Genomic DNA, 21,511 nt, shown 5'->3' with positions numbered 1-21,511 from the left:
CCCTATCGCTCGATCGTGCCGTCGCGGCGAATCTTCTTTTGCAGCAGCAAGATGCCGTAAAGAAGCGCTTCAGCGGTCGGAGGGCAGCCCGGGACATAGACGTCTACGGGCAGGATGCGATCGCAGCCACGCACCACCGAATAGGAATAGTGATAATAGCCGCCACCATTGGCGCAGGAGCCCATGGAGATAACGTAGCGCGGCTCTGGCATCTGGTCGTAGACCTTGCGCAGCGCCGGGGCCATCTTGTTGGTCAGCGTGCCGGCAACGATCAGAACGTCCGACTGGCGCGGCGAGGCGCGCGGCGCGGTACCGAAGCGCTCGACGTCATAACGCGGCATCGACATCTGCATCATTTCAACCGCGCAGCAGGCAAGTCCGGTCTGCATCCACATGAGCGAGCCGGTGCGCGCCCAGGTGATGAGCTGCGACACGGTGGTGACGAGAAAACCCTTGTCGGCCAGCTCGTTGTTGACGCCCATGAAGAACGGATCGTCGGCGCCAACAGGCTTGCCGGTAGCAGGGTCGAGCGCGCCAGTCGGACGAGGTGTCACGAGCGTCGCGTTGGAGGGGCTCAATCCCATTCCAGAGCTCCTTTGCGCCATTCATAAATAAAGCCAACCGTCAGCACGCCGAGGAAGGCCATGACCGACCAGAAGCCGAACCAACCCACATCGTGGAATGCGACCGCCCACGGGAAGAGGAAAGCGACTTCGAGATCGAATATGATGAAGAGAATCGACACGAGGTAGAATCGGACATCGACCTTCATGCGCGCGTCGTCAAACGCATCGAAACCCGCCTCGAACGCGGAAAGCTTTTCGGGGTCCGGACGGCGATATGCGACCAGCCACGGTGCCACCAGAAGCGCGGCACCGATCACGGCGGCAAGACCGATAAACAGAAGGATTGGCAAGTAATTGCTGAGCAAGTCAGTCATGCGGCAGCCTAAGGTTCGAGCCAACCGGGAGGGGCCGGCGATGCGCGAGGCGAGCAAGCAATTGGGGCGAGCCGACCACCGCGTCTGTTGATGGCTAGGGCTTAGACCTTCCCCCAAACGGTTTCAAGGGAAAGAAAATATGATCAGAAAGATCATATATCGATCTGGGTGGCCGTCGGAAGAATGCGCCTGCGGAAGCTGTCCTCAGAGGTCAATCTTCGCGCTTATGATCCAATTTGTAGTGTGCGCAGCGCCTGATAAGCAAAGCACAAAAGCAAAGACGGCGAGCCGAAAATCGACTCGCCGCCTGAACTTTCAGATCGGACGGAACAATTGTCCGCCTATACGATCTTAGAAGTGGTAGAACACGCCCACGGTGCCCTTGACGCCTTCGAAGAAGGCATCGTTGGCGCCGTCGAAATCACCGAGGCCAACAACTTCACCGCGGACGGTGACAGCGTCGGTAACAGCGAATTCAACACCACCACCGAGCTGGTATTCGCCAACGGAGAAACCGTTGCCGGAGTAACCACCAACACCGCCGATAGCGTAGACGAGAACCGAGTCGGTAAGGATGGCGCCAGCGCGGAGGTTAGCGAAGTATTCGCCAGCGTTCACGCCATTGCCCCAGAGCCAGTCACCGGTGACTTCGATGCCGAGCAGCAGCGGGTCGACGGGAACGAAGTTAACGCCAGCGGCGAGACCAACGTGGCCGATGCCGACGCTGTTGTACGACTGACCGCCGAAACGGGCACCGACGTAGAGACCTTCCCAATCGAAGCCAGCAGCTTCATAGATCGGCTCGGGAGTGGTCGGGATGATGAGGTCAGCGGCCGAAGCGGCAGCGGTACCAAGAGCGGCGATCGAAGCGCCGAGAAGAAGAGTACGAAGCATTTTTAGCCCTCGAAAGAATCCGTTGGTAGAAGCAACCTGACAGAGGCGATTTGTCCTAGCAATGGGAACCAGCGTTCACATCGGCTGTTCAAGGCGCCTTTTGCCTTTGTGTGGCGAACACAACACACATTTGACCACAGAGCTTTTCGAATCCTTAATCAGGGAGCCAAAAACACAAACGGCGAACCGGAAAACCGGCTCGCCGCAGGGTTTGCAAGAAATCGTCGCGGCGGTGATTCCGCCGCGGCAAATCTTAGAAGTGGTAGAACACGCCGACGGTGGCCTTGGCCGTTTCAAAGAACGGGTCAGAAGCGCCAGTGTTGTTGAAGTCACCCTGGCCGACGATTTCACCGCGAACGGTGATGGCATCGGTCACAGCAACTTCGACGCCGCCGCCGAGCTGATAGAGGCCGGTGGTGCTGCTGTTGTTCGGGCCGCTCTGAACGCCAACACCGCCGAGGGCGTAGACGAGGACGTTGTCGGTCACGACAGCGCCAGCGCGGAGGTTAGCAAAGAATTCGCCGGTCGAGAGGTTGTTGCCCCAGACATAGTCGCCGGTGACTTCAGCGCCGAGCAGGAAGGGGTCGACGGGGATGAAGTTCACGCCGACGGCGGCACCGACAACACCCTGGGTGATCGAAGCGCCGGCAGGAATGTTGCCGTAGTCGTTGGTGCCGACCCACTGAGCGCCGATACGAGCACCCGCATAGAGGCCTTCCCAATCGAAACCAGCAGATTCATAGATCGGCTGCGGAGTGGTCGGGATGATGAGGTCAGCAGCCTGAGCGCCACCAACCATAACGGCAGCGGCAGCAACGCCGAGCGAGAGAGAACGTACAAACATATCTTGCACTCCCATAGAGTTAACCGTAGTCGCTGGTTAAATGACTCAAGGAGCAAAAAGTGGCAACCCCGCACGCACATATATTGGGCGACGAGGATAAGTTTTCGTGACCAAAAGTGGCGCGGTGTTGCAACAAGGTCGCGCATTTGGCTCAATTTGATACAAATTGACGCATCGGACGGCCAGAAAGTTGTCCACAGCGTGGCGCAACAAAAATCCAAATGAGGCAGTCGAAAGGCACGTTGCCACATTGCTGCCCCAAATGCAAACGGCCTCGCAACATTTGCGAGGCCGTTTTTCAGATTCGCTTTAGAATCGAATGCGCAACTTAAAAATGGAAGGCGGCGCCGACCGTGAACTGATCCTTCGGATTGCCGCCGTCTATTGGAAATCCATGGAGGTATTGCGCTCGCATGGAGACGTTGTCGGTGACGGCAACCTCGACGCCACCACCGAGCAGAGCGTCGCTCTCCTCGGGGACGCCAAGATCGATGCCATACCCACCTGCGGCATAAACCAGCACATTGTCGGAAATGACCAGACCGGCTCGCGCCAGCAGCTGACCATAGCTTGTGTTGGTATTGCCGCCGCTGATGCCCTCCACCGCAACTTCAGTGCCGAGCAGGTAGAAATCGAACTGGGCGTTTACACCAGCCATGACGCCGGCGCCGTATTGCATGCCACCAGCGGGACTATTCTGGACGCCGGCGTAGAGCCCAGCGTAAAAACCGCTCCAATCAAAGCCCGTATCCTGGTGGATCGGAATTTCAGCGACGGAAGCGCTTGTCGGCACGGTGATGAGATCGGCAGCAAAAGCTCCGCTCGTGGACAGTGCGGTAGCGCAAACTGCCAGAACGACGTTCAAGGATGTGCGCATCGCGTTTCTCCTTAGCTCTGCAACGATCAGGTCAAGAAAGAACGGAATCTTTCTCCCCTCCGTTCCGCCGACCAGACCCATTCCCTTCAGAAAATGCGAAATTCTCGCACCGGCTGTCACGGAAGCGAGTTTTGCGCCGCAATCGGGCGAGAAATGGGCGCTCGGTCAACACCAGGAGGCAGTGGCCGAGCCCGTAATCAGCTGGTAGCCAATTCTCCCACCAGCACAGGTTCGGCGCGATATTCCTGCGGGAAGAGGGCCGCCAGGGCGTCGATTTTGGGCAAGTCGTTGTGAACGATGTAGGGCCAGGTCGGGTTGAGCGTCAGAAAATCCTGGTGATACTGCTCTGCCGGATAGAAGCCCTTGAGCGGCTCCATTGTCGTAACGATCGGACCTTCGAAGCGTTTCGTCACATCAAGCTGCGCGATATAGGCGCGGGCAACATCTGCCTGGGCGTCGTTTACCGCGAAAATGGTGGAACGGTATTGCGTGCCGTGGTCGGGCCCTTGGTAATTGAGCTGAGTCGGATTGTGCGCCACCGAGAAGTAGATCTGCAGAAGCTTGCCAAAGGTGACGACTGAGGGATCATACGTGATCTCGACGGTTTCTGCGTGGCCCGTGTCACCGCGCGAAGTCTGGTCGTAGGTCGCGGTTTCCTTGGCGCCGCCGGCATATCCGGAAACGGCATTGGTCACGCCTTTGACCCGCTGGAACACGCCTTGGACGCCCCAGAAACAGCCACCTGCCAGAACGGCGACGGCAGAACTGCCGGTTTCGGCGAGGTCTTTTTCGGGCGGCGGGATCTCGACGGGCGCTTCCTGTGCCCGACTCAGCACTGGCGTCAGCGCGTAACCAAGGACCGGCAAGGCAGCCAGACCACCAAGGAAAGAACGACGGGAAACTTGAAATGGGGATGTACGGGATTGCATTTGAACCCTCCTATTGACCACCATACGTCCCCTGCCCCTTTGCAGTTACACACAAAATGCTGAACAGACGGCGGAACAACGCTGCCGTAGACGGAGACACGATTGGGACACCGGCTTTCTAGGATCGTTACGCGCACCGGCGATGATGGGACCACTGGCCTGACGGATGGGTCGCGCCTGCGAAAGGACGCCCCGCTCATCGAGGCAATGGGCGAGGTGGATGAACTCAACAGCGCCATCGGGTTCGCCGAAAGCCAGCAGAGCGATGCGGAGATCTGCAAAGTGCTCATCGATATCCAGCACGATCTGTTCGACCTGGGTGGCGCGCTTTCGATGCCCGGTCACGCCGTGCTGACCGATGATCACATTGAGCGGCTCGAAAAGGTCGTTTCCAATTGGAACGCGAATCTTCCGCCACTCAAGGAGTTCATCCTGCCCGGCGGTTCGGCCGCCGTTGCGTCGCTGCACATGGCGCGGACAGTCTGCCGGCGCGCCGAGCGCCGGCTCTTGTCGCTCGACGACGAGCGAACCGCGCCGGGTCGAATCTATCTCAACCGGCTGTCGGACTTGCTGTTCATTGCCGCCCGCGTCGCCTCGGGCGGCAGCGAGCGGTACTGGCGGCCTAGGCGGGAATATAGTTGAGCACCGGCGCAAGCCAGCGTTCGACCTCGGCGATGTCCATGCCCTTGCGGCTGGCATAGTCGAGCACCTGGTCGCGCTCGACCTTGGCGACCCCAAAATAATAGGCGTCGGGATGACCGATATAGATACCCGACACGGATGAGCCCGGCCACATGGCCATGCTCTCGGTCAGTTGCACGCCGGTTTTGGCTTCAGCATCGAGCAGACGGAAGAGCGTGATTTTCTCGGTATGGTCCGGCTGGGCCGGGTAACCCGGAGCGGGCCGGATGCCGCGATAGGGTTCGCCGATCAGTTCGTTGGGCGCGAAGGTCTCATCCGAGGCATAACCCCAAAGGTCCCTACGCACGCGCTGATGCAGCATTTCGGCCATGGCTTCGGCGTATCGATCGGCCAGCGCCTTGACCATGATCGATCCGAAATCGTCGTTGGCGCGCTTGAATCGCTCGGCGATTTCGTTTTCTTCCGGCCCCGCCGTGACCACAAAGCCACCGACATAATCGGGCCTACCGATCGGCGCGACAAAATCGGCAAGCGCCACATTGGGGCTGTCGGCGCGCTTGGATGTCTGCTGGCGGAGCGTGTAGAGCGTCGCGAGTTCTTTGGCGCGATCTTCGCCCGTGAAGAGACGGATGTCGTCCCCCTCGGCATTGGCTGGCCAGAAGCCGACGACGGCGCGCGGCTTGAACCAGTTTTCCGCAATGACCCGCTTCAGCATGTCCTGCGCATCGGCGAAAAGCTGGCGGGCAACCTCGCCCTGCTTTTCATCGTCGAGAATACGCGGATAGACGCCCTTAAGCTCCCAAGTCTGGAAGAACGGCGTCCAGTCGATATATTTGGCGATTTCGGCGAGATCCCAATCGTCGATAACGAGCGTGCCGAGGAATTTGGGGGCGTTGACCTTATAATCGGACCAATCAATCTTGAAATGATTGGCACGGGCGGATGTCAGCGGCAGGCGCTGCTTGGCAAGTTCGGCGCGTTCGTGCTTTTCAGCGACTTCCACATATTCGGCGCGAATGCTGGCGACATAGTCCGGCTTCATCGTTTCGGAGAGAAGCTGGCCGACGACGCCGACTGCGCGGCTGGCGTCGGTGACGTAGATCGCCTGGCCCTTGGTATAACGCGGCGCGATCTTGACCGCGGTATGCACGCGCGAGGTCGTCGCGCCACCGATCAGCAGGGGGATGTCAAAGCCTTCGCGCTCCATTTCAGAGGCGAGATGCACCATTTCGTCGAGCGATGGCGTGATAAGACCCGACAATCCGATGACGTCGACATTTTCGGCGCGGGCCATTTCCAAGATCTTTTGCGGCGGTACCATGACGCCGAGATCGACGATCTCGTAATTGTTGCAGGCGAGCACGACGCCGACGATGTTCTTGCCGATATCGTGCACGTCGCCCTTGACGGTCGCCATCAGAATCTTGCCAGCCGACTGACGCTGCGAGCCGCCAATGGCCGCCTTTTCGGCTTCCATATAGGGCAGGAGGACAGCGACGGCCTGTTTCATTACGCGTGCGGACTTCACCACCTGCGGCAGGAACATCTTGCCAGCGCCGAAAAGGTCGCCCACGACGTTCATGCCCGCCATCAGCGGGCCTTCGATCACGTGCAAGGGGCGCTCGGCATTTTGCCGCGCTTCCTCGGTGTCGGCCTCGATGAATTCAGTGATGCCGTTGACCAGTGCGTGCTCCAGACGCTTTGCGACCGGCCATTCGCGCCAGGCAAGATCGCGCACCTTTTCTTCGCGCGCGCCGCCCTTGAAGCGCTCGGCGATCTCGAGCATCCGCTCCGTTGCCGTGCCGCCAGACTTGGGCGTGCGGTTGAGCACGACGTCCTCGCAGGCTTCACGCAACTCCGGGTCGATCTGGTCATAAACCGCCAGCTGCCCGGCATTGACGATGCCCATATCCATCCCCGCCTTGATGGCATGGTAGAGAAACACCGCATGCATCGCCTCACGCACTGGCTCGTTGCCGCGGAAGCTGAAGGAAAGATTGGAGACGCCGCCTGAGATATGCGCATAGGGCAGGTTCTGGCGGATCCAGCGCGTCGCTTCAATGAAATCGACGCCGTAATTGTCGTGTTCTTCGATGCCGGTGGCAACGGCGAACACGTTGGGGTCAAAGATGATGTCTTCGGGCGGGAAGCCCAGCTCATCGACGAGGATTTTGTAGGCGCGCGCGCAGATGTCGATCTTGCGCTGATAGTTATCGGCCTGGCCCTGCTCGTCGAAGGCCATGACGACGACGGCGGCGCCATAGGCGAGGCAGAGATTGGCATAATGCCGGAACTGTTCTTCGCCTTCCTTGAGCGAGATCGAATTGACGATCGGCTTGCCCTGCACGCACTGCAAGCCGGCCTCGATGACTTCCCATTTTGAGCTATCGATCATCACCGGTACGCGGGCGATCTCAGGCTCCGAGGCGATCAGGTTGAGGAACTCGACCATCGCCGCCTTGGAGTCGATCAGGCCTTCGTCCATGTTGACGTCGATGATCTGGGCGCCGTTCTCGACCTGGTCGCGCGCCACTTCAAGGGCCGCCGCATAGTCGCGCGCGGTAATCAGCTTGCGGAAGCGGGCGCTGCCGGTGACGTTGGTCCGTTCGCCGATATTAACGAATGGAATGTCGGGCGTGAGAACGAACGGCTCGAGGCCGGAAAGGCGCAGATAACGGCTCAATGCACGACCCTCGGCGGAACGCCTGCAACGGCAGCGGCAATAGCGCGGATGTGGTCTGGTGTCGTGCCGCAGCAACCGCCGACGACATTGACGATGCCTTCGCGGGCGAACTCGCCCACCTGCTTTGCCGTATCTTCCGGGCCCTCGTCATACTGACCGAAGGCGTTGGGCAGGCCGGCATTGGGATAGGCGCAGGTGAAGGTGTCGGCGACGCTGGCGATTTCAGCCATATGAGGCCGCATGGCTTCAGCGCCGAGCGCGCAATTGAGCCCGATGGTGAAAGGACGCGAATGCTTGACCGAGTGCCAGAATGCCGTCGGCGTCTGGCCCGTCAGCGTGCGGCCGGAAGCGTCCGTGATGGTCCCCGAGATCATCATCGGCAGGGCAATTCCGGTGCGCTCGAAGGCTTCCATGCAGGCAAAGATCGCGGCCTTGGCGTTGAGTGTATCGAAGATCGTCTCGATGAGGATGACGTCGGCGCCGCCTTCGATGAGGCCGTTGACCTGCTGCGAATAGGCCTTTCGCAGGTCTTCGAACGTCACCGCGCGGAAGCCGGGATTGTTGACGTCGGGGCTGATGGATGCCGTGCGGTTGGTCGGCCCGACAGCGCCTGCAACAAAGCGGGGCTTACCGTCGATAGCGGTGGCGCGATCAAGCGCGCGGCGCACGATGCGAGCGCCTTCGACGTTAAGATCATGCACAGCCGATTCCATGCCGTAGTCGGCCTGGGCAATGGTGGTCGCCGAGAACGTATTGGTCTCGACGATATCGGCGCCAGCCATGGCGTATTTGAAGTGGATTTCTTCGATCGCCTCCGGCTGGGTCAGAATGAGCAGGTCATTGTTGCCCTTCTGCGGATGGTCGGAATGGTGGCGGCAGGCGTGGCCCGAGCCATGACCGACGAAATCGTCTTCGCCAAGGCCCAGACCTTGAATCTGCGTACCCATCGCGCCATCCAGAATCAGGATGCGCTCGCGCGCCAGTTTTTCCAGTGCTTTACGGCTCGGAGATGGGATTGCCGGCATAGTGACCTCGTCTTTCCTGGCCTTTTAGCGAGGGATGCCCCGAAAGAAAAGCCAGGTGCGATATGGGGTCTCTGCGCCGGGCCGAGTAGGGCCTAACGCGCAAGCCAGCGTCCCGCTCAAGACAAGGGGCGCTTCAGAAGCTCGCCTTCGCGCCTGCGTAGAAGGTGCGGCCCTGCGTATTGTAGCCAAGGACTTCCTGGTATTTGGTATCGAAGATGTTCTGGACGCGGCCATAGACTTCAACCTGATCGCTGACCTTATAGTTGAAACCGCCATTGACAACAGCATGGGCCGGCAAGGTCACGTTCGTCGCCGGGAAAGTCGAGAAGTCGGTGTCGAGATTGTCGCCGGTCAACACCACCTCGCCGTGCAGCGTTAGCGGAATTTCGGCAAACGAATAAGCCACGTCGATCGCGCCGGAGTGCTCGGGACGGCGAATTTCCCGGCTGCCATCTGGCTTGCGGGCATCGACATAGGTGTAGGTGACCCCGGCGCTCAGACCCTCGACGACATTGACCCGCGCGGTCAATTCGACGCCCTGCCGCTTGCTAGTGCCGACGAGATTGACCACCGTGCTCGGCGCGAAGCCCTGGGTCTGGATCTGGTTTTCAAGCGTCTGGTTAAAGTAGGTGGCATCGACCACAACGACGCCATCGAGCAGGCTCTGCTCAACGCCGACATCCCAGCCGAAGCTCGACTCTGGCACCAGCGCAGGATTGGGGATGAAGAGCGCAGGATTGAAGCCGAACTGCTCGTAAAAGGTTGGATTGGTTGAGCCCGTGCCAAGCGAAGCGTGGACGCGCGTGCCGGTATCGGGCACCTGCCAAGCACCGCTGAGGCTATAAGTGGTGACGTCGGCAAACCCTTCGTTGAAATCGTGGCGCAGCGCGGCCGTCAGGAAGACCTGATCGTAATAAGTGCCACGATATTCGCCGACGAGCGAATGCGTCGTGCGCTTCTGCTGGTCGAGCCGGGCCGGCACAAGTTGCTGGAAGGTTTCGTGGACGAGGTCGTAGCCAAGCGTGATCGTGTGCGTACTGTCGAGGACGTCCGGCGTCTCGAAGGTTCGGCCGACCTGATAAGAAGCCTTGTAGCGATCGCCGGTGTTGAGAGAATCGCCGAACTGATCGTTGGCGAAGCGCTCGACAGTTCCCCCGCTCACTCGGGCGTTCTGGAACCAGAGGCCATCTTCGCTTGTCCAGCCGAGCCCAAGGGCGCCATAGAGCTCGTTGACGCGCGCAGTGTCCAAGGTGTCCTGAACGATGCCCGAAAAATCCTGACCATCGGCATCGGCATAGAGGTGCCCGTAACGGATCGTACCGTCGAGGGTCAGTTGCGGCGTTATGTCGGCCCGGAAGCGAGCATTGGCATCGATATGCGTAGCACCATCGAGCTCGCCGCCGAAGGACGAGATATTGAACCCATCCGTGCCGCGCAGCGTCACCGATCCGGAGGCGTCGAAATTGTCCTGGCCATATTGCAGGGCACCACTGGTCATGCGCGTGCCGTCCGACCCGACCTCGCCAGCGACACTGCCGTGCACACCATTTTCGGTGGTCGACTTGGTGACGATGTTGATCACGCCTGCCATGGCATTCGCGCCCCAGAAGGCGCTCTGCGGGCCGCGCAGAATCTCGATGCGCTCGATATTGGCCACGGCAAGCCGTCCGAAATCGAACTCGCCATCAGAGGGTTCGCCAACCGGAACGCCGTCGATCAATACGAGGACTTGGTTCGCTTCAGCGCCGCGTACCCGAATCTGGGTCTTGTTGCCGAAGGAGCCCGTTCGCGACACTGCAAAGCCCGGAACCATGCGCAGCACGTCAGCTACATAGGGCGTGCCCATCTGCGCTATCGTCTGGCCATCGATCACGGTGACCGAGCGGCCAATTTCCTTTTCCTCGAAAGGCGTGAGGCCGCCGGCATTGATGACGAGAGTTGGCAGGATAGTGCTCTGGGCGACTGCCGGAACGATTGGGGCGAGAACGGTCGCCAGCAGGACGAGCGAAGAAATCTGAGACTCTGAACGCATGATGAGCTTTCGGATCGGCGCGACGCCTCGGCCTCCGCAGCGGAAGCGGGCGCGCCAGAAAATTGAAATGGAATGAGTGGCCGCGATCAGCAGCGCGGCGGCAAACGTCTACGAATGCTCAGCATCGAACCTGTCCTCCAGCCGATCCGCCCGATCAGCCTGAAATGGATTTTCAGTCCGTGGCAGGTCTCCTGGCTTGCGGATCAAACCGGCGCTTCGCCTTCCCAGCCGACGGCCAGTGGACAATGAAGCGCCGTCTCCGCCGACAGTTGCGGGGGCAGCGCCGGACTTGGGATGGATCCCGGACCGGCTTCCCTATTATCCCCTCGCGGGGACCATGGACGGATCGAAAATGGCGAAAGGGTGGCAGCGAGTCAATGATATAAAGGATTCTTTATATGTCTCTCCACAGCCTTGGCACTGTCTTGGTCGAGTGTGATGGACCGATAAAAGACGCGTTGACGACCGGGCAGCTTTTCCGGATGGAAAATGGAGATCAGATCCATCAGCACAAGGTCGGGTCGCATCGTGCCCAGCTCGTAGAATTCGACCCCGCCATTTGAGCCCTTGAGTGCATCTGGAATCCAGACCGCGCCGTTCTTCGCGGCCGGCAGTTCCGCTAGCCGTGGGTCATCGTCCGCGATATCGGCAAGCGACCGGTAGTTCATCGACGCCTGAATCCAGACATCGGCTTCACGCGCCGCGACGATCAACCGCTCGAGATCGCCGATCTGGAAGCTGCCTGTGCTGGTGTCGTCGGCAAAAAGGTAGGTACCGCCGGCATCTTTGATGAATTGAGCAACGAAGGATCGTCCGCCTGCGGCAAAAAAAATGCCGCCAAAGGGCTGGCCGCTCAGAACGAGTGGGCGATCAGCGCTTTCGACGTCGACCACCAGCGCTTGCGCCGTTTGATACTGCTTTGTCACCTCATCAAAGGCGGCGTTGGCCTTTTGCTCGGCGTTAAAGAACAGCCCCAAGAACTTTACCCATTCGGCGCGCCCAAGCGGCGAACTGTCCTGCCAGTCGGCAAAGTTGACCACCGGAATGCCAGCGGCCGCGATACGTTGAAGTTCCGGCTCGCCGCTGCCGCCTGCCATCAGCACATCCGGCGCGGCGGCGACGACAGCCTCCACATCAAAGACCCCCGCCCCGTGATATTGCACAGTAGCATCGCTTTGAACGTGAGCGAGGATTTCAGGGGTCGCGATAAGATCCTTCTGCGCTACGCCGGTGACGGCGTCGACGGCACCGATCGCGACAAGTGCGGGGTTTTCAGAGGTGCTCCCGACAAAAAGGGATCGGACAGGAATGGTGATGCGCGGCGCGGCGGCAAGATCCGGTTCAAGCGCCGGCTCGGGCGTGCCGCATTGGACGAGAATGTAGCGCTCCGCTGCGCCGCCCGGAAATGGACGTGCGACAGTCACGACCTTGAAGTGACCGGAATATTCGACGGAGAAATTGTCCGAAAAGGCCACGTCGGACTTTGTGGGGAAATAGTCCGTCTGCGGATCGAAATCCACGGCGCAGCCATCGGCGTCGAACTTTGGCTCAGCGGCCGCGGTTGCTCCGGTAAATGCCCACATGGCGACCAGGATCGTAAGGCCTCGATGCAAACGGATCATTTGGTAGCCTGCCTGTTACCCTTGCGCAAAAACCGCGCGAGGTCGCCGAATGTAGCACCCTGCCCTCTGACACCAGACATATCGGCGGTCCATCCCGCATCGAGTAGGGATATCGAAAGACTTGGTTGCTCTCGCGCTTCTACAACGCCAAAGCCTTCTCGCCGCAAGACGCTTTCAGCCAACGCACGTTTTTCGGGAGTGCCGTCTAGAGAAGCCAATGCCTGCGGCCACCGCCGCAGGTGGAATGAGCGATCTCGTGACTCAAAGTCGACCCGATCAGTGGCGAAGGTCTGCCCAATCGTGCCGTCCGCCAAAAGGTCCTCCGGTGCGCCGGTATGGCATTCGCCGGTTTCATTGATGAGCCAGATCGTGTCGGCAAAGCGCAAGGACTGTTCCAGGTCGTGGCTGGAAACGATGACGGCGACGCTGTTTTCGCGCGCGAGCTGGCGCAGCATGGCCATGATTTCCACGCGCGCCGAAACGTCGAGAAAGGCAGACGGTTCATCGAGCAGCAGAACCTTGGGCTCTTGCGCCAGCGCCCGGGCGATCATCAGACGCTGCCGCTCGCCATCGGACAGTTCGTTGACGTCGCGCTCTGCCAGGTGCGCAGCATCGACCATCCCGATCGCCCGGTCGACAACGCGGCGATCATGTACTCCCAGCAGGCCGGACCAATTGGTGTGGGGGTAACGCCCGAGCTCGACCAGTTGCCGCGCAAGGAGTGAACCGACCTCGACCTTTTCCGTCAGGACGGTGGCGAGGCGCCGCGCGCGTTCGGCTGCAGACATAGCGGCGATGGCTGAGCCGTCTATCAAAATGTCGCCTTCTAAGGCTGGCAGCATGCCGCCGAGCGTCTGGAGAAGCGTGGACTTGCCGGTACCGTTCGGCCCCAGAAGACAGACCAGTTCACCTGTCTCAAGCGTCAGATCGAGGTGATCGAGGACTTTGCGCCGGCGGTATCCGATGGCGAGATCGCGCGCTTCAAGGGCACTCATCCGACAAAAATTCCGCGGCGCGAACGGAGGATTACATAGGCAACAACCGGCGCACCGATCAGCGCCGTGACGGCGTTGAGAGGCAGTACGCCGAGTTGCCCCGGCAGTAGAGAAATCAATTGCGCCATGAGGGCCAGCGTCGCGCCCAGCATGATCGTCGCGGGCACGAGCAGGCGATGATCCGATGTTTTAAGAACAGCACGGGAGATATGCGGCACGGCGACGCCCAAAAATCCTATCGGCCCGCAAAAGGCCGTGGCTGCGCCGGCGAGGAGCGAAGCCGAGGCCATCGTCACCAGACGCATCATGCGCGTATTGAGGCCCATCGATAGGGCATAGTTTTCGCCCAGCAGCAGGGCATTGAGCTGCTTGGTGCCGAACGCTGCGACAAGAAGAGCGATGAGAACGACGGGAATCATTACGCTCAGCTCAGTCCACGTCGTCGCCCCAAACGAGCCGAAACCCCAGGCGACCCAACGCGCCAATTGATCAGGCCGTGCCCCGGCAACCAGAAGCGTCACGAGGGCCGAGACGGCATATCCCGTCATGAGACCAAAAATCAAAACTGTTGCGGCGTTCTGAAGACGCGCGGCGATCATCAGCGTCGGCACGAGAACCAGTAGCCCGCCGAGCGTTGCTGCCACCACAATGGCAACGCTGCTGCTCATGCCGAAGCCACTCAAGGTGAGCGTTCCGATAGCACCACCGGTACCGAACACCAGAAGCGCCACGCCGAGGCTCGCGCCAGATGTGATGCCAAGGACGAAAGGATCGGCCAGCGGATTGCGAAGCAGCGTCTGCATCTGCAGCCCGGCGATCCCCAATGCAGCGCCCGCCAGCGCTGCAGTCACCGCACGCGGCAGGCGAATTGACCGAATAATTCCAATGTCGGGATTTGTGTTCGACGTCTGTCCGCTCAGCGCGGCAAGGACGGACTGGATGGGTATCGATGTCGACCCAAGGCAGATGGCCGCGACGAAACTGATGGCCAGCAGCGCCGCGGCAAGAGCGAGCGCGATCCTGTTGCGCCGGTCGATGCGGTGTCGCAGAGCGTCAGTACTATCCAAAGTCATCAATGCCGCCCGGCCTGCTGCGCATGGTGCAGAAGCACCACAAATCGGGATGCGGCTCAAGGTCTACGCGGCGCAAAAACCGAGATTGCATCGGGGCGGATGATGAAGTGGGCCGGAGTTTCCGTCACCAGATCGCCGTCGGTGTTGATCGGCATGGGCGTTTCGGTACGGATGTCGAATTCGGTGCTCTTGGCGGTGCGCACTTCGTCCCAGGCGCCGTGTTCGCCGCGGCGGAAGGCCCCGAGCATCAGGCCGAATTTCCAGACGTTCTTGAGTTCGAGACTATAGAGATCGAGGTGCCCGTCATTGATGGTGGCATCGGCGTGGATCTTGGTGCCACCGCCATAATGGACGCCATTGCCGACCGCGATCTGCAGCGTCTTGACCTTGACGCGGCCGGTGTCGCTGACGATTTCGGCGCGAAATCGCTCGGCCCGGGTCGCGACCTTCAGGGCCGCGAGAGCATAGCCGAGCTTGCCCCAGCGGCGCTTGGCTTCGGGGGTCAAGCCCTTGGCGAGATCGACACTGAGGCCCATGCTGGCGACGTTGAAGAAGGGGCAACCATTGACCTCGCCGAGATCGACGCGCCGAAGATTGCCGGCAGCGACGATATCGGCGGCCTTGAGCAGATCGTCCGGGACGCCGAGCGTGCGGGCGAGATCGTTGGCGGTGCCCATCGGCATGATGCCCATGGGGAGGCCGGTTTCCAAAATGCCCTTGGCGGCGGAATTGATTGTGCCGTCGCCGCCGCAAACGATGACAAGATCGGCTTCGTGGCGGCGGCGGGCAATGTCGGCCGAGACCTCTTCCGGTGTTTCGAAGCGCTCGATGACCGCGTCGACACCGCCTTGGGCAAGGCGGGCGATGACGGGATCAAGCGCTTCGGAACCGCGCCGCGCGTTGGGGTTGACCAGCATCAGAGCGCGGCGGCGGGCAAGCGGTGCAACGCTCATCGGGGAGACCTTAATTTGAGAGGCTTGTCAGATGGCGTTCAAACGAGGCGACCTCAAGACCGGTTCATTCAAGAATGACGTGCGGCACGAAGCGCGACAGATTGGCGGTGATGCGGGAGCGATCCTCGCGGACGCCAAGGCCGCAAGCGCGATCGCCGACTATCCAGCTGCCGAGGACGGCATAACCGCCTTCGCTCTCAAACAGGGGCGCATATTGCTGGATGACGAAGCCTTCGGCGCCATAGTCGCCCGGTGCGGCGGCGAGCTCCCTGCCCTCGGTCATGATGGTGACGTTTTCGCCTTCGCGGGAAAGGAGCGGTTTTCGAACGAAGCTCGTGAGGCTTTGGGCTGCGGGATCGTCTTCGGAAAAGGCGGGCAAGAGGTTCGGGTGGTTGGGATAGCGCTTCCAAAGAAGCGGCAGGAGGCCCTTGTTGGAAAGTACGGCTTTCCAAGCGGGCTCGACGAAGACGTGGCCAGATTTCGGGAGATGCTCAGCGAATTTTTCGCGCAGCATGAATTCCCACGGATAGAGCTTGAAGCAGCGGTCGATGACGCGGTCTTGAAGATCGGTGAAGCGGCCCTGGGCGTCGACGCCGATATCCTTGATGTCGAGGAGTTCAACGCGATGGCCGGCCTGGCTCGCGCAATCCATCAGGTAGACCGTCGTGCCGCGATCTTCCTCATTGTCGGTCATGGCCGCGAAGTGAAAGATCGAATCGGACGAAAAGCTGGAAAAGGCTTCGATCAGGCTTTCCTGGACCGAATTAAACTGGTCCGCGTCTTCGGGCAGCACGCCGGCTTCGATCTGATCAGTCAGCCAATTGTATTGGAAAAAAGCCGTCTCGAAGATCGAGGTGGGCGTATCGGCATTGTATTCAAGGAGTTTGACCGGGCCCGTGCCGTCATAGGCGAGATCGAAACGGCCATAGAGATGTCGGTCGCCGCGCTGCCAGGATGAGCGGACGAGATCGCGCAGGTCTTCGGGCACGGCGAGGCGATCGAGGTCTTCTTCGCTCGCGACGATGTCGCCCACGAGGTCCATGCACATCTCGTGCAGCTCTTCGCTCGGGGCTTCGATACGCTCTTCGATTTCCTCGAGCGTAAAGGCATAGGCAGCATCGTCGAGCCAATAGGGCTCGCCATACATTTCATGAAAACCGAAACCGACGGCGCGCGCCTTATCGCGCCAGCCGGGACGCTCGGGAAAAGTCATGCGTTTCATGGCTTAGCCGCCAAAGCTGTGATTGCCACCGCCGCCAAAACCCTGGCGGACGACGGTGCGGGTATTGACGTTGACCGGCTGCATGGTCTGGCGGCCGGGCGCGACGACATCGCCGCCCGGACGCGAGCCCGGGGTCAGCGTCTGGCCGCTGCGATTGCGGTAGATCGGGGTCGAGCCATAGGCATAGCCATTGTTGATCTGGGTGCGGCGATAGTTGTTGTAGTCGGTCAGGTTGTTGATGGTCGAAGACAGCAGATAGCCGGCAAGGAAGGGCGTGAAGAAGCTGCCGCCACCGCCGCTATTTGTGGCGCTGGTCGATTCCTCGGTGCATTGGCCGGCGCCATATTCGGCTTCGCAGGCGGCAAGGCCATCGAAGCGCGGCGCATTGGCGAGGTGGGCCTGCATGGCGTCCTGATAGCCGGCCTGGCAGACCTGGGCGTCCATGCCGGCGGTGATGCACTGATCGACGGAGGAGAACAGGACTTCGCCCGGTGGGTCGCCGGCACAGGCGGACAGGGCCATCGAGGAAAGGGCGATGGTGCCGAGGGAGAGAAGCGGTGGCTTGCGGCCGCTGAGACGTCTGCGCATGGCGGTCTCCATCAATAGGTCATGCAGGCGGCGTTGAGGATGCCGACGGCGAGCGCGATACCGCCACCCCAGATGCCTGCGGTGACGTCGCCAGCGGTGATCTTTTCATGAAGGTTCTTGAGGGTAAAATTGGCGATGTAATAGGCCATGATCTGCGCCAGGATGCCGATGACCGCCCAGATGATGTAGTCAATGATGCTGACCGAATTGGCGACGGCCGAGGCGAGCGGCAGGCTGAAGCCGAGGATGGCCCCGAGAAAGGCTGTCACCGCGGCCATGTTGCCGGCACGGATCAGTTCGACTTCGCGATGCGGCGTGATGGTCGTATAGACGAGCGCGAAGACGCCGTAAGCGGCCAAGCCGATGGCGAAATAGCCCAGGAAGGCCGGCAGGCCCGCCACATAGTCAAGCATGTCGAAACTCCGTTGCAAAAGGGGTCAAGTGATCATACGCGGCGGACGTCGGCAGGCGTGAGCCCATAGCCGATGAGAAATTCGACGGAGCTGCCAGTCTGGCGCTCGCGTTCGCCGAGATCGCGCTCCACATTGATCAGCAGCATTTCGCGCGATTGGCCGAGAGGGCGGTAATAGAGCATGCAGGTCTGGTGAATGGAGCGGACCGCCTCGCCATCGTCGACCTGTTCGACGAATTCGACGAGCGGGGCGCGATCAGGCCCCTCCCCCCAGAAGCGGCGGAAGAGGATGCCGTCGGCGTCGTAATCGGCCAGACCGATAAGACCCTGCGGACCGGTCCAGCGCGACCATTCGTTTGGGCCAGAGGGCACGACGCTATCCCAGGGGTGATAGAAGCTGATGTCTTCCACAGCATCGCCGGGTTTGCCACCGCCCGACATGGTCTGGATCATGCGGTGCTCTTCGTCATAATAGCGCGAGAGGACGGTGGCCGCATCGAGCTTGGCTTCGCCATAGGCGGCGACGATGAAGGGGCCGCTGACCGGCAAGGGCATGGCGGGATCGCCGCCCAGCGCATTGGCTTCAAGCGACAAAAGATCAAGGTCGAGCGCGCCGCCGATGCCGACGGCAAGGGGCCCGCGCTCGACGGGCAGCAGCCGAGTCTCGTTCTTGCGGCCGAACCAACCGATCATTCATGCCTCCCGACGCTGTTTGGCGATATGCAGCGCAAACTCAGCGACAAATATGGTAGTGATGCGTCAAGATGCTAGGAAGACCAAGTCGCTTTTGCAAAAGCGACAAGTCGCCACAGTCAGAATGTCGTTGCGGCGACAAGATGATACCACCATATGGGCGTATACGCCCGCATCAGCCGGCCGATATCGACAGATCCCATGGAGGACCTTTTGGATACCTGGAACCTCACGACACTGACGCAGCTGTTTGCGTCCGACCCCGAGGCGCTTGGCGATGTGGACGTGCATGTGCCGCCCGAAGGCAGCGTGCTTTATGTGACGCTCAAGGAAAAGGGCGATCTCGACGTCTTCGTGACCGTGAGCGGGGATCGCGACATTCTGGCCAGCGTCGTGCTCGCGCCGTGCAAGGACATTCCCAACCGCGAAGCCTTCGAGCGCATGGTGCTGCGCACCCATAAGCTCGTGCCGCTGTCGAGCTTTGGGATCACCCAGATCCAGGGTCAAGAATGGTATGAGCTGTTTGGCTCACTTTCGGCGCGTTCGAGCGCTGAAGCCGTGGTCGAGGAAGTCGCCGTGCTCGCCGCCAATGCGGTCGATGCAGCTGACATGATCAACGAATGGAAGAATGGGGACTTCGCAGCATGAGCGCCTGGGGCAAGATTTTCACCGCCATTCGCGGCGGCGCCAATGAAGCTGCGGAAGCCGTGGCAGATAGCCAGTCGATGCGGATTCTCGACCAGGAAATCCGCGATGCCGAACAGTCCCTGCGCCAGGCGCGGTCGGACCTTGCCGGCATTATGGCTTCCAACAAGAGCGTTATGCGGCGGATCGAAGAGAATCGCGCCAAGGAAGCCAAGGACACCGATAGCGCCCGCGCTGCGATTGCCGCCGGCCGCACGGACCTCGCGCAGGGTCTCGCGCAGCGGATCGCAACGATCCGCACCGAATTGCAGCGCGACCAGGCCGAGCTCGATCAGCTTCTGCCACGCCAGCAGCAGATGCTGCGCGCCATCCAGGATACCGAAGCGCGCATCACGCAGATGAAGCGCGAAGTCGAGAATGTGAAGGCCAATGAGGCCCTCCTCAAGGCGCAGTCGGCGCTGGCCCATAGCCAATCCGGCATCAATACCCGTCTTGGCAGCGCAGTCGACAGCCTCGAGCGCATCAAGAAGCGCCAGGAGGCAACCGCCGGCCGGATCGCGGCGGGCGCTGAACTGGCCGCGCTCGAAAACGGCAATGATCTCGACCGGCAATTGCTCGAGGCCGGCATCGGCGGATCGAGCCAATCGGCCGATGATATCCTGGCGCAGCTGATGTCGAGCCCGGCGCAGGATCCCCTTGCTCTGCCGACCGGCAAGAAGAACGGCTGAAGTCTTTCCCGGTGCTTTAGACAACGGCCAGGGCCCTCAGGGTCCTGGCCTTTTCATTTTTGAACCCGCAACGACTGGCAACGCAGCCGTTACGGTTGCTATAAAAGGGCTGGACTGGAAAGGCGTCTCGGCTCACGCTGGCCAAGGGAGGACAGTGCGATGAACAATACCGACCGGATTTACGCAACCAGTGTCGCCAGTGTCTACAAGCACTACGTCGCCAAGGCCGAGCGCAAGGGCCGTTCGAAAGACGAGGTCGACGAGGTTACGCGGTGGCTGACGGGCTATAGCCAGAGCCAGCTCGAGGCCGAGCTCTCAAACCTCACGACCTTCAAGGAATTCTTTGACCGCGCGCCGAAGATGAATGCGGCGCGGTCGCAGATCACTGGCATGATCTGCGGCGTCCGTATCGAAGAAATCGCCGAGCCGACCATGCGCGAAATCCGCTATCTCGACAAACTCGTCGATGAACTTGCCAAGGGTCGGCCGATGACCAAAATTCTTCGTCAGCCCCAGCAGGTCTGACGCCCTTCAGGTTTCAACAAAGCCAAAATATTACGCGCCGCCGGTAACCAGGGCGATCCAGGCTCGTTGGCGTACGACTAAGGAGGACATTTCACGATGGAATATCGCAAGCTCGGCAACAGTGGCACGGTGGTTTCCGCCTACTGCCTCGGCACCATGACTTTTGGCGCAGAATCGGACGAGGCAACATCCATTCGGATCATGAACGAGTACGTCGAAGCCGGGGGCAATTTTCTCGATACGGCGAATGTCTACAGCGCCGGTGTTTCCGAAGAAATCGTCGGCCGCTGGCTCAAGACCAAACAGCTTCGTGACCTGGTCATCACCACCAAAGGTCGTTTCCCCATGGGCGACGGCCCCAACCACCTGGGGCTTTCGCGTAAAAACCTACGCGAGGCGCTGGATGCTTCGCTCGAGCGCCTGCAGGTTGAACACATCGATCTCTACCAGATGCATGCCTTCGATGCTCTGACACCGATCGACGAAACCCTGCGCTTCCTCGATGACGCCATCGCCAGTGGCAAGATCGGCTATTATGGCTTTTCCAATTTCCTTGGCTGGCAACTGACCAAGGCGGTGTGGACCGCCAAGGCGCAGGGCTATCAGCCGCCGGTCACCCTGCAGCCGCAATACAATCTCCTCGTGCGCGATATCGAGCATGAGATTGTTCCGGCCGCACTCGATGCCGACATTGGCCTTCTGCCTTGGTCGCCGCTCGGCGGTGGTTGGCTGAGCGGCAAATACAAGCGCGATCAGATGCCGACCGGTGCCACGCGGCTTGGTGAAAATCCCAAGCGCGGCATGGAAGCCTTTGAAAAACGCAACAGCCAGGCCAGGACCTGGGATGTGATCGGTGCCGTCGAAGATATCGCCAATGCGCGTGCCGCCTCGATGGCCCAGGTCGCGCTCGCCTGGGTTGCCGCTCAACCGGCAGTCACGTCTGTCATTCTCGGTGCGCGCACGGCCGAACAGCTCAAGGACAATCTGGGCGCCGCGGATCTGACACTGACGGCGGGCGAAATCGCCTCGCTCAGTGCCGTCAGCAAGCCTGAAATGTCGGACTATCCTTATGGCGAGGGCGGCATGAATCAGCGCAATCGCAAACTCGAAGGCGGCCGCTGAGCCTTTGCAGTCGATCGCGTCCGGTTTCGCACTTTTGAGACCGGACGTAGACCGCTTCCGGAACGAT

20 protein-coding genes, 1 pseudogene and 1 riboswitch are annotated in these 21,511 nt (G+C 60.6%); of the genes and pseudogenes, 5 read left to right on the top strand and 16 right to left on the bottom strand.

Annotated features, from left to right (window positions below; translation table 11 throughout):
* Nucleotides 1–2: 2 nt before the first annotated feature.
* From VW35_RS13010 to msrA, 6 genes are all read right to left on the bottom strand, one after another.
* On the bottom strand, nucleotides 3–584 hold the full coding sequence (locus VW35_RS13010) for a NuoB/complex I 20 kDa subunit family protein (RefSeq protein ID WP_046143481.1): 582 nt from the start codon (nucleotides 582–584) through the stop codon (nucleotides 3–5).
* Nucleotides 575–940, bottom strand: a complete 366-nt coding sequence (locus VW35_RS13005; RefSeq protein ID WP_046143480.1) for an NADH-quinone oxidoreductase subunit A — start codon at nucleotides 938–940, stop codon at nucleotides 575–577. Before VW35_RS13005 ends, VW35_RS13010 begins: the two co-directional genes overlap by 10 nt.
* 351 nt (nucleotides 941–1,291) lie before the next feature.
* Nucleotides 1,292–1,834: an outer membrane protein gene (locus VW35_RS13000; protein ID WP_046143479.1), complete on the bottom strand. Its 543-nt coding sequence runs from the start codon at nucleotides 1,832–1,834 to the stop codon at nucleotides 1,292–1,294.
* A 253-nt stretch (nucleotides 1,835–2,087) separates the two neighbouring features.
* Complete coding sequence (locus VW35_RS20665) at nucleotides 2,088–2,678, bottom strand: outer membrane protein (protein WP_161796907.1); 591 nt, start codon at nucleotides 2,676–2,678, stop codon at nucleotides 2,088–2,090.
* 328 nt (nucleotides 2,679–3,006) lie between these two features.
* Nucleotides 3,007–3,555 (bottom strand): outer membrane protein, encoded by a 549-nt coding sequence (locus VW35_RS12990; RefSeq protein ID WP_161796906.1) that lies wholly within the window; start codon nucleotides 3,553–3,555, stop codon nucleotides 3,007–3,009.
* Between the two features lie 197 nt (nucleotides 3,556–3,752).
* The gene (msrA, locus tag VW35_RS12985) at nucleotides 3,753–4,484 is read right to left on the bottom strand and encodes a peptide-methionine (S)-S-oxide reductase MsrA (protein WP_052951709.1); all 732 of its coding nucleotides are present in this window, start codon (nucleotides 4,482–4,484) and stop codon (nucleotides 3,753–3,755) included.
* Between the two features lie 102 nt (nucleotides 4,485–4,586).
* Between msrA and VW35_RS12980 the strand changes: the two genes are divergently transcribed.
* On the top strand, nucleotides 4,587–5,126 hold the full coding sequence (locus VW35_RS12980; RefSeq protein ID WP_046143477.1) for a cob(I)yrinic acid a,c-diamide adenosyltransferase: 540 nt from the start codon (nucleotides 4,587–4,589) through the stop codon (nucleotides 5,124–5,126).
* On the opposite strand, the pseudogene metH reads toward VW35_RS12980, so the two are convergent.
* From metH to VW35_RS12925, 10 genes and pseudogenes are all read right to left on the bottom strand, one after another.
* A pseudogene (metH, locus tag VW35_RS12975) lies at nucleotides 5,107–8,834 on the bottom strand (methionine synthase). The gene VW35_RS12980 and the pseudogene metH sit on opposite strands and share 20 nt — an antisense overlap.
* A gap of 133 nt (nucleotides 8,835–8,967) precedes the next feature.
* Nucleotides 8,968–10,866, bottom strand: a complete 1,899-nt coding sequence (locus tag VW35_RS12965; protein WP_052951708.1) for a TonB-dependent receptor plug domain-containing protein — start codon at nucleotides 10,864–10,866, stop codon at nucleotides 8,968–8,970.
* Nucleotides 10,867–11,030: 164 nt separating this feature from the next.
* Nucleotides 11,031–11,221, bottom strand: a riboswitch (cobalamin riboswitch).
* Nucleotides 11,222–11,240: 19 nt separating this feature from the next.
* A complete protein-coding gene (locus tag VW35_RS12960) occupies nucleotides 11,241–12,488 on the bottom strand; it encodes an ABC transporter substrate-binding protein (protein WP_052951707.1) in 1,248 nt (415 codons plus the stop codon).
* Entirely contained in the window at nucleotides 12,485–13,483 is a 999-nt protein-coding gene (locus VW35_RS12955; RefSeq protein WP_052951706.1) for an ABC transporter ATP-binding protein, read from the bottom strand. The genes VW35_RS12960 and VW35_RS12955 overlap by 4 nt, the downstream gene beginning before the upstream one ends.
* Nucleotides 13,480–14,556, bottom strand: coding sequence for a FecCD family ABC transporter permease (locus VW35_RS12950; RefSeq protein ID WP_046143474.1), 1,077 nt, complete (start codon nucleotides 14,554–14,556; stop codon nucleotides 13,480–13,482). The genes VW35_RS12955 and VW35_RS12950 overlap by 4 nt, the downstream gene beginning before the upstream one ends.
* A gap of 56 nt (nucleotides 14,557–14,612) precedes the next feature.
* Nucleotides 14,613–15,509 carry a lipid kinase gene (locus VW35_RS12945; protein ID WP_046143473.1) on the bottom strand — a complete coding sequence of 299 codons (897 nt, stop codon included), beginning with the start codon at nucleotides 15,507–15,509 and terminating at the stop codon, nucleotides 14,613–14,615.
* 64 nt (nucleotides 15,510–15,573) lie between these two features.
* Complete coding sequence (locus VW35_RS12940) at nucleotides 15,574–16,731, bottom strand: glutathionylspermidine synthase family protein (protein ID WP_046143472.1); 1,158 nt, start codon at nucleotides 16,729–16,731, stop codon at nucleotides 15,574–15,576.
* Nucleotides 16,732–16,734: 3 nt separating this feature from the next.
* A complete protein-coding gene (locus tag VW35_RS12935) occupies nucleotides 16,735–17,319 on the bottom strand; it encodes a DUF1190 domain-containing protein (protein ID WP_046143610.1) in 585 nt (194 codons plus the stop codon).
* Between the two features lie 11 nt (nucleotides 17,320–17,330).
* The gene (locus VW35_RS12930) at nucleotides 17,331–17,732 is read right to left on the bottom strand and encodes a DUF350 domain-containing protein (RefSeq protein ID WP_046143471.1); all 402 of its coding nucleotides are present in this window, start codon (nucleotides 17,730–17,732) and stop codon (nucleotides 17,331–17,333) included.
* A gap of 32 nt (nucleotides 17,733–17,764) precedes the next feature.
* Nucleotides 17,765–18,424, bottom strand: coding sequence for a DUF2491 family protein (locus VW35_RS12925; protein WP_046143470.1), 660 nt, complete (start codon nucleotides 18,422–18,424; stop codon nucleotides 17,765–17,767).
* Between the two features lie 201 nt (nucleotides 18,425–18,625).
* Between VW35_RS12925 and VW35_RS12920 the strand changes: the two genes are divergently transcribed.
* From VW35_RS12920 to VW35_RS12905, 4 genes are all read left to right on the top strand, one after another.
* Entirely contained in the window at nucleotides 18,626–19,072 is a 447-nt protein-coding gene (locus VW35_RS12920; protein ID WP_046143469.1) for a DUF2170 family protein, read from the top strand.
* Entirely contained in the window at nucleotides 19,069–19,797 is a 729-nt protein-coding gene (locus tag VW35_RS12915) for a PspA/IM30 family protein (protein WP_046143468.1), read from the top strand. The genes VW35_RS12920 and VW35_RS12915 overlap by 4 nt, the downstream gene beginning before the upstream one ends.
* 159 nt (nucleotides 19,798–19,956) lie before the next feature.
* The gene (locus VW35_RS12910) at nucleotides 19,957–20,322 is read left to right on the top strand and encodes a DUF2200 domain-containing protein (protein ID WP_046143467.1); all 366 of its coding nucleotides are present in this window, start codon (nucleotides 19,957–19,959) and stop codon (nucleotides 20,320–20,322) included.
* A gap of 96 nt (nucleotides 20,323–20,418) precedes the next feature.
* Nucleotides 20,419–21,444 carry an aldo/keto reductase gene (locus tag VW35_RS12905; RefSeq protein ID WP_046143466.1) on the top strand — a complete coding sequence of 342 codons (1,026 nt, stop codon included), beginning with the start codon at nucleotides 20,419–20,421 and terminating at the stop codon, nucleotides 21,442–21,444.
* The last annotated feature ends 67 nt before the right edge of the window (nucleotides 21,445–21,511 follow it).

The organism is Devosia soli, from assembly GCF_000970455.1.
GTDB lineage: Bacteria > Pseudomonadota > Alphaproteobacteria > Rhizobiales > Devosiaceae > Devosia > Devosia soli.
The sequence above is the reverse complement of the archived record's forward strand: the minus strand, read 5'-3'. Positions and strand labels throughout refer to the sequence as shown.

Excerpts from the sequence above, each read along its gene's own strand:
- VW35_RS13000 (WP_046143479.1), bottom strand. The coding sequence starts at position 1,834 with ATGCTTCGTACTCTTCTTCTCGGCGCTTCGATCGCCGCTCTTGGTACC.
- VW35_RS12925 (WP_046143470.1), bottom strand. The coding sequence starts at position 18,424 with ATGATCGGTTGGTTCGGCCGCAAGAACGAGACTCGGCTGCTGCCCGTC.
- VW35_RS12990 (WP_161796906.1), bottom strand. The coding sequence starts at position 3,555 with ATGCGCACATCCTTGAACGTCGTTCTGGCAGTTTGCGCTACCGCACTG.
- VW35_RS12905 (WP_046143466.1), top strand. The coding sequence starts at position 20,419 with ATGGAATATCGCAAGCTCGGCAACAGTGGCACGGTGGTTTCCGCCTAC.
- VW35_RS12940 (WP_046143472.1), bottom strand. The coding sequence starts at position 16,731 with ATGAAACGCATGACTTTTCCCGAGCGTCCCGGCTGGCGCGATAAGGCG.
- VW35_RS13005 (WP_046143480.1), bottom strand. The coding sequence starts at position 940 with ATGACTGACTTGCTCAGCAATTACTTGCCAATCCTTCTGTTTATCGGT.
- VW35_RS12920 (WP_046143469.1), top strand. The coding sequence starts at position 18,626 with ATGGAGGACCTTTTGGATACCTGGAACCTCACGACACTGACGCAGCTG.
- VW35_RS12955 (WP_052951706.1), bottom strand. The coding sequence starts at position 13,483 with ATGAGTGCCCTTGAAGCGCGCGATCTCGCCATCGGATACCGCCGGCGC.
- VW35_RS12930 (WP_046143471.1), bottom strand. The coding sequence starts at position 17,732 with ATGCTTGACTATGTGGCGGGCCTGCCGGCCTTCCTGGGCTATTTCGCC.
- VW35_RS12960 (WP_052951707.1), bottom strand. The coding sequence starts at position 12,488 with ATGATCCGTTTGCATCGAGGCCTTACGATCCTGGTCGCCATGTGGGCA.
- VW35_RS12915 (WP_046143468.1), top strand. The coding sequence starts at position 19,069 with ATGAGCGCCTGGGGCAAGATTTTCACCGCCATTCGCGGCGGCGCCAAT.
- VW35_RS13010 (WP_046143481.1), bottom strand. The coding sequence starts at position 584 with ATGGGATTGAGCCCCTCCAACGCGACGCTCGTGACACCTCGTCCGACT.
- VW35_RS12945 (WP_046143473.1), bottom strand. The coding sequence starts at position 15,509 with ATGAGCGTTGCACCGCTTGCCCGCCGCCGCGCTCTGATGCTGGTCAAC.
- VW35_RS12910 (WP_046143467.1), top strand. The coding sequence starts at position 19,957 with ATGAACAATACCGACCGGATTTACGCAACCAGTGTCGCCAGTGTCTAC.
- VW35_RS12935 (WP_046143610.1), bottom strand. The coding sequence starts at position 17,319 with ATGCGCAGACGTCTCAGCGGCCGCAAGCCACCGCTTCTCTCCCTCGGC.
- VW35_RS12965 (WP_052951708.1), bottom strand. The coding sequence starts at position 10,866 with ATGCGTTCAGAGTCTCAGATTTCTTCGCTCGTCCTGCTGGCGACCGTT.
- VW35_RS20665 (WP_161796907.1), bottom strand. The coding sequence starts at position 2,678 with ATGTTTGTACGTTCTCTCTCGCTCGGCGTTGCTGCCGCTGCCGTTATG.
- VW35_RS12950 (WP_046143474.1), bottom strand. The coding sequence starts at position 14,556 with ATGACTTTGGATAGTACTGACGCTCTGCGACACCGCATCGACCGGCGC.
- msrA (WP_052951709.1), bottom strand. The coding sequence starts at position 4,484 with ATGCAATCCCGTACATCCCCATTTCAAGTTTCCCGTCGTTCTTTCCTT.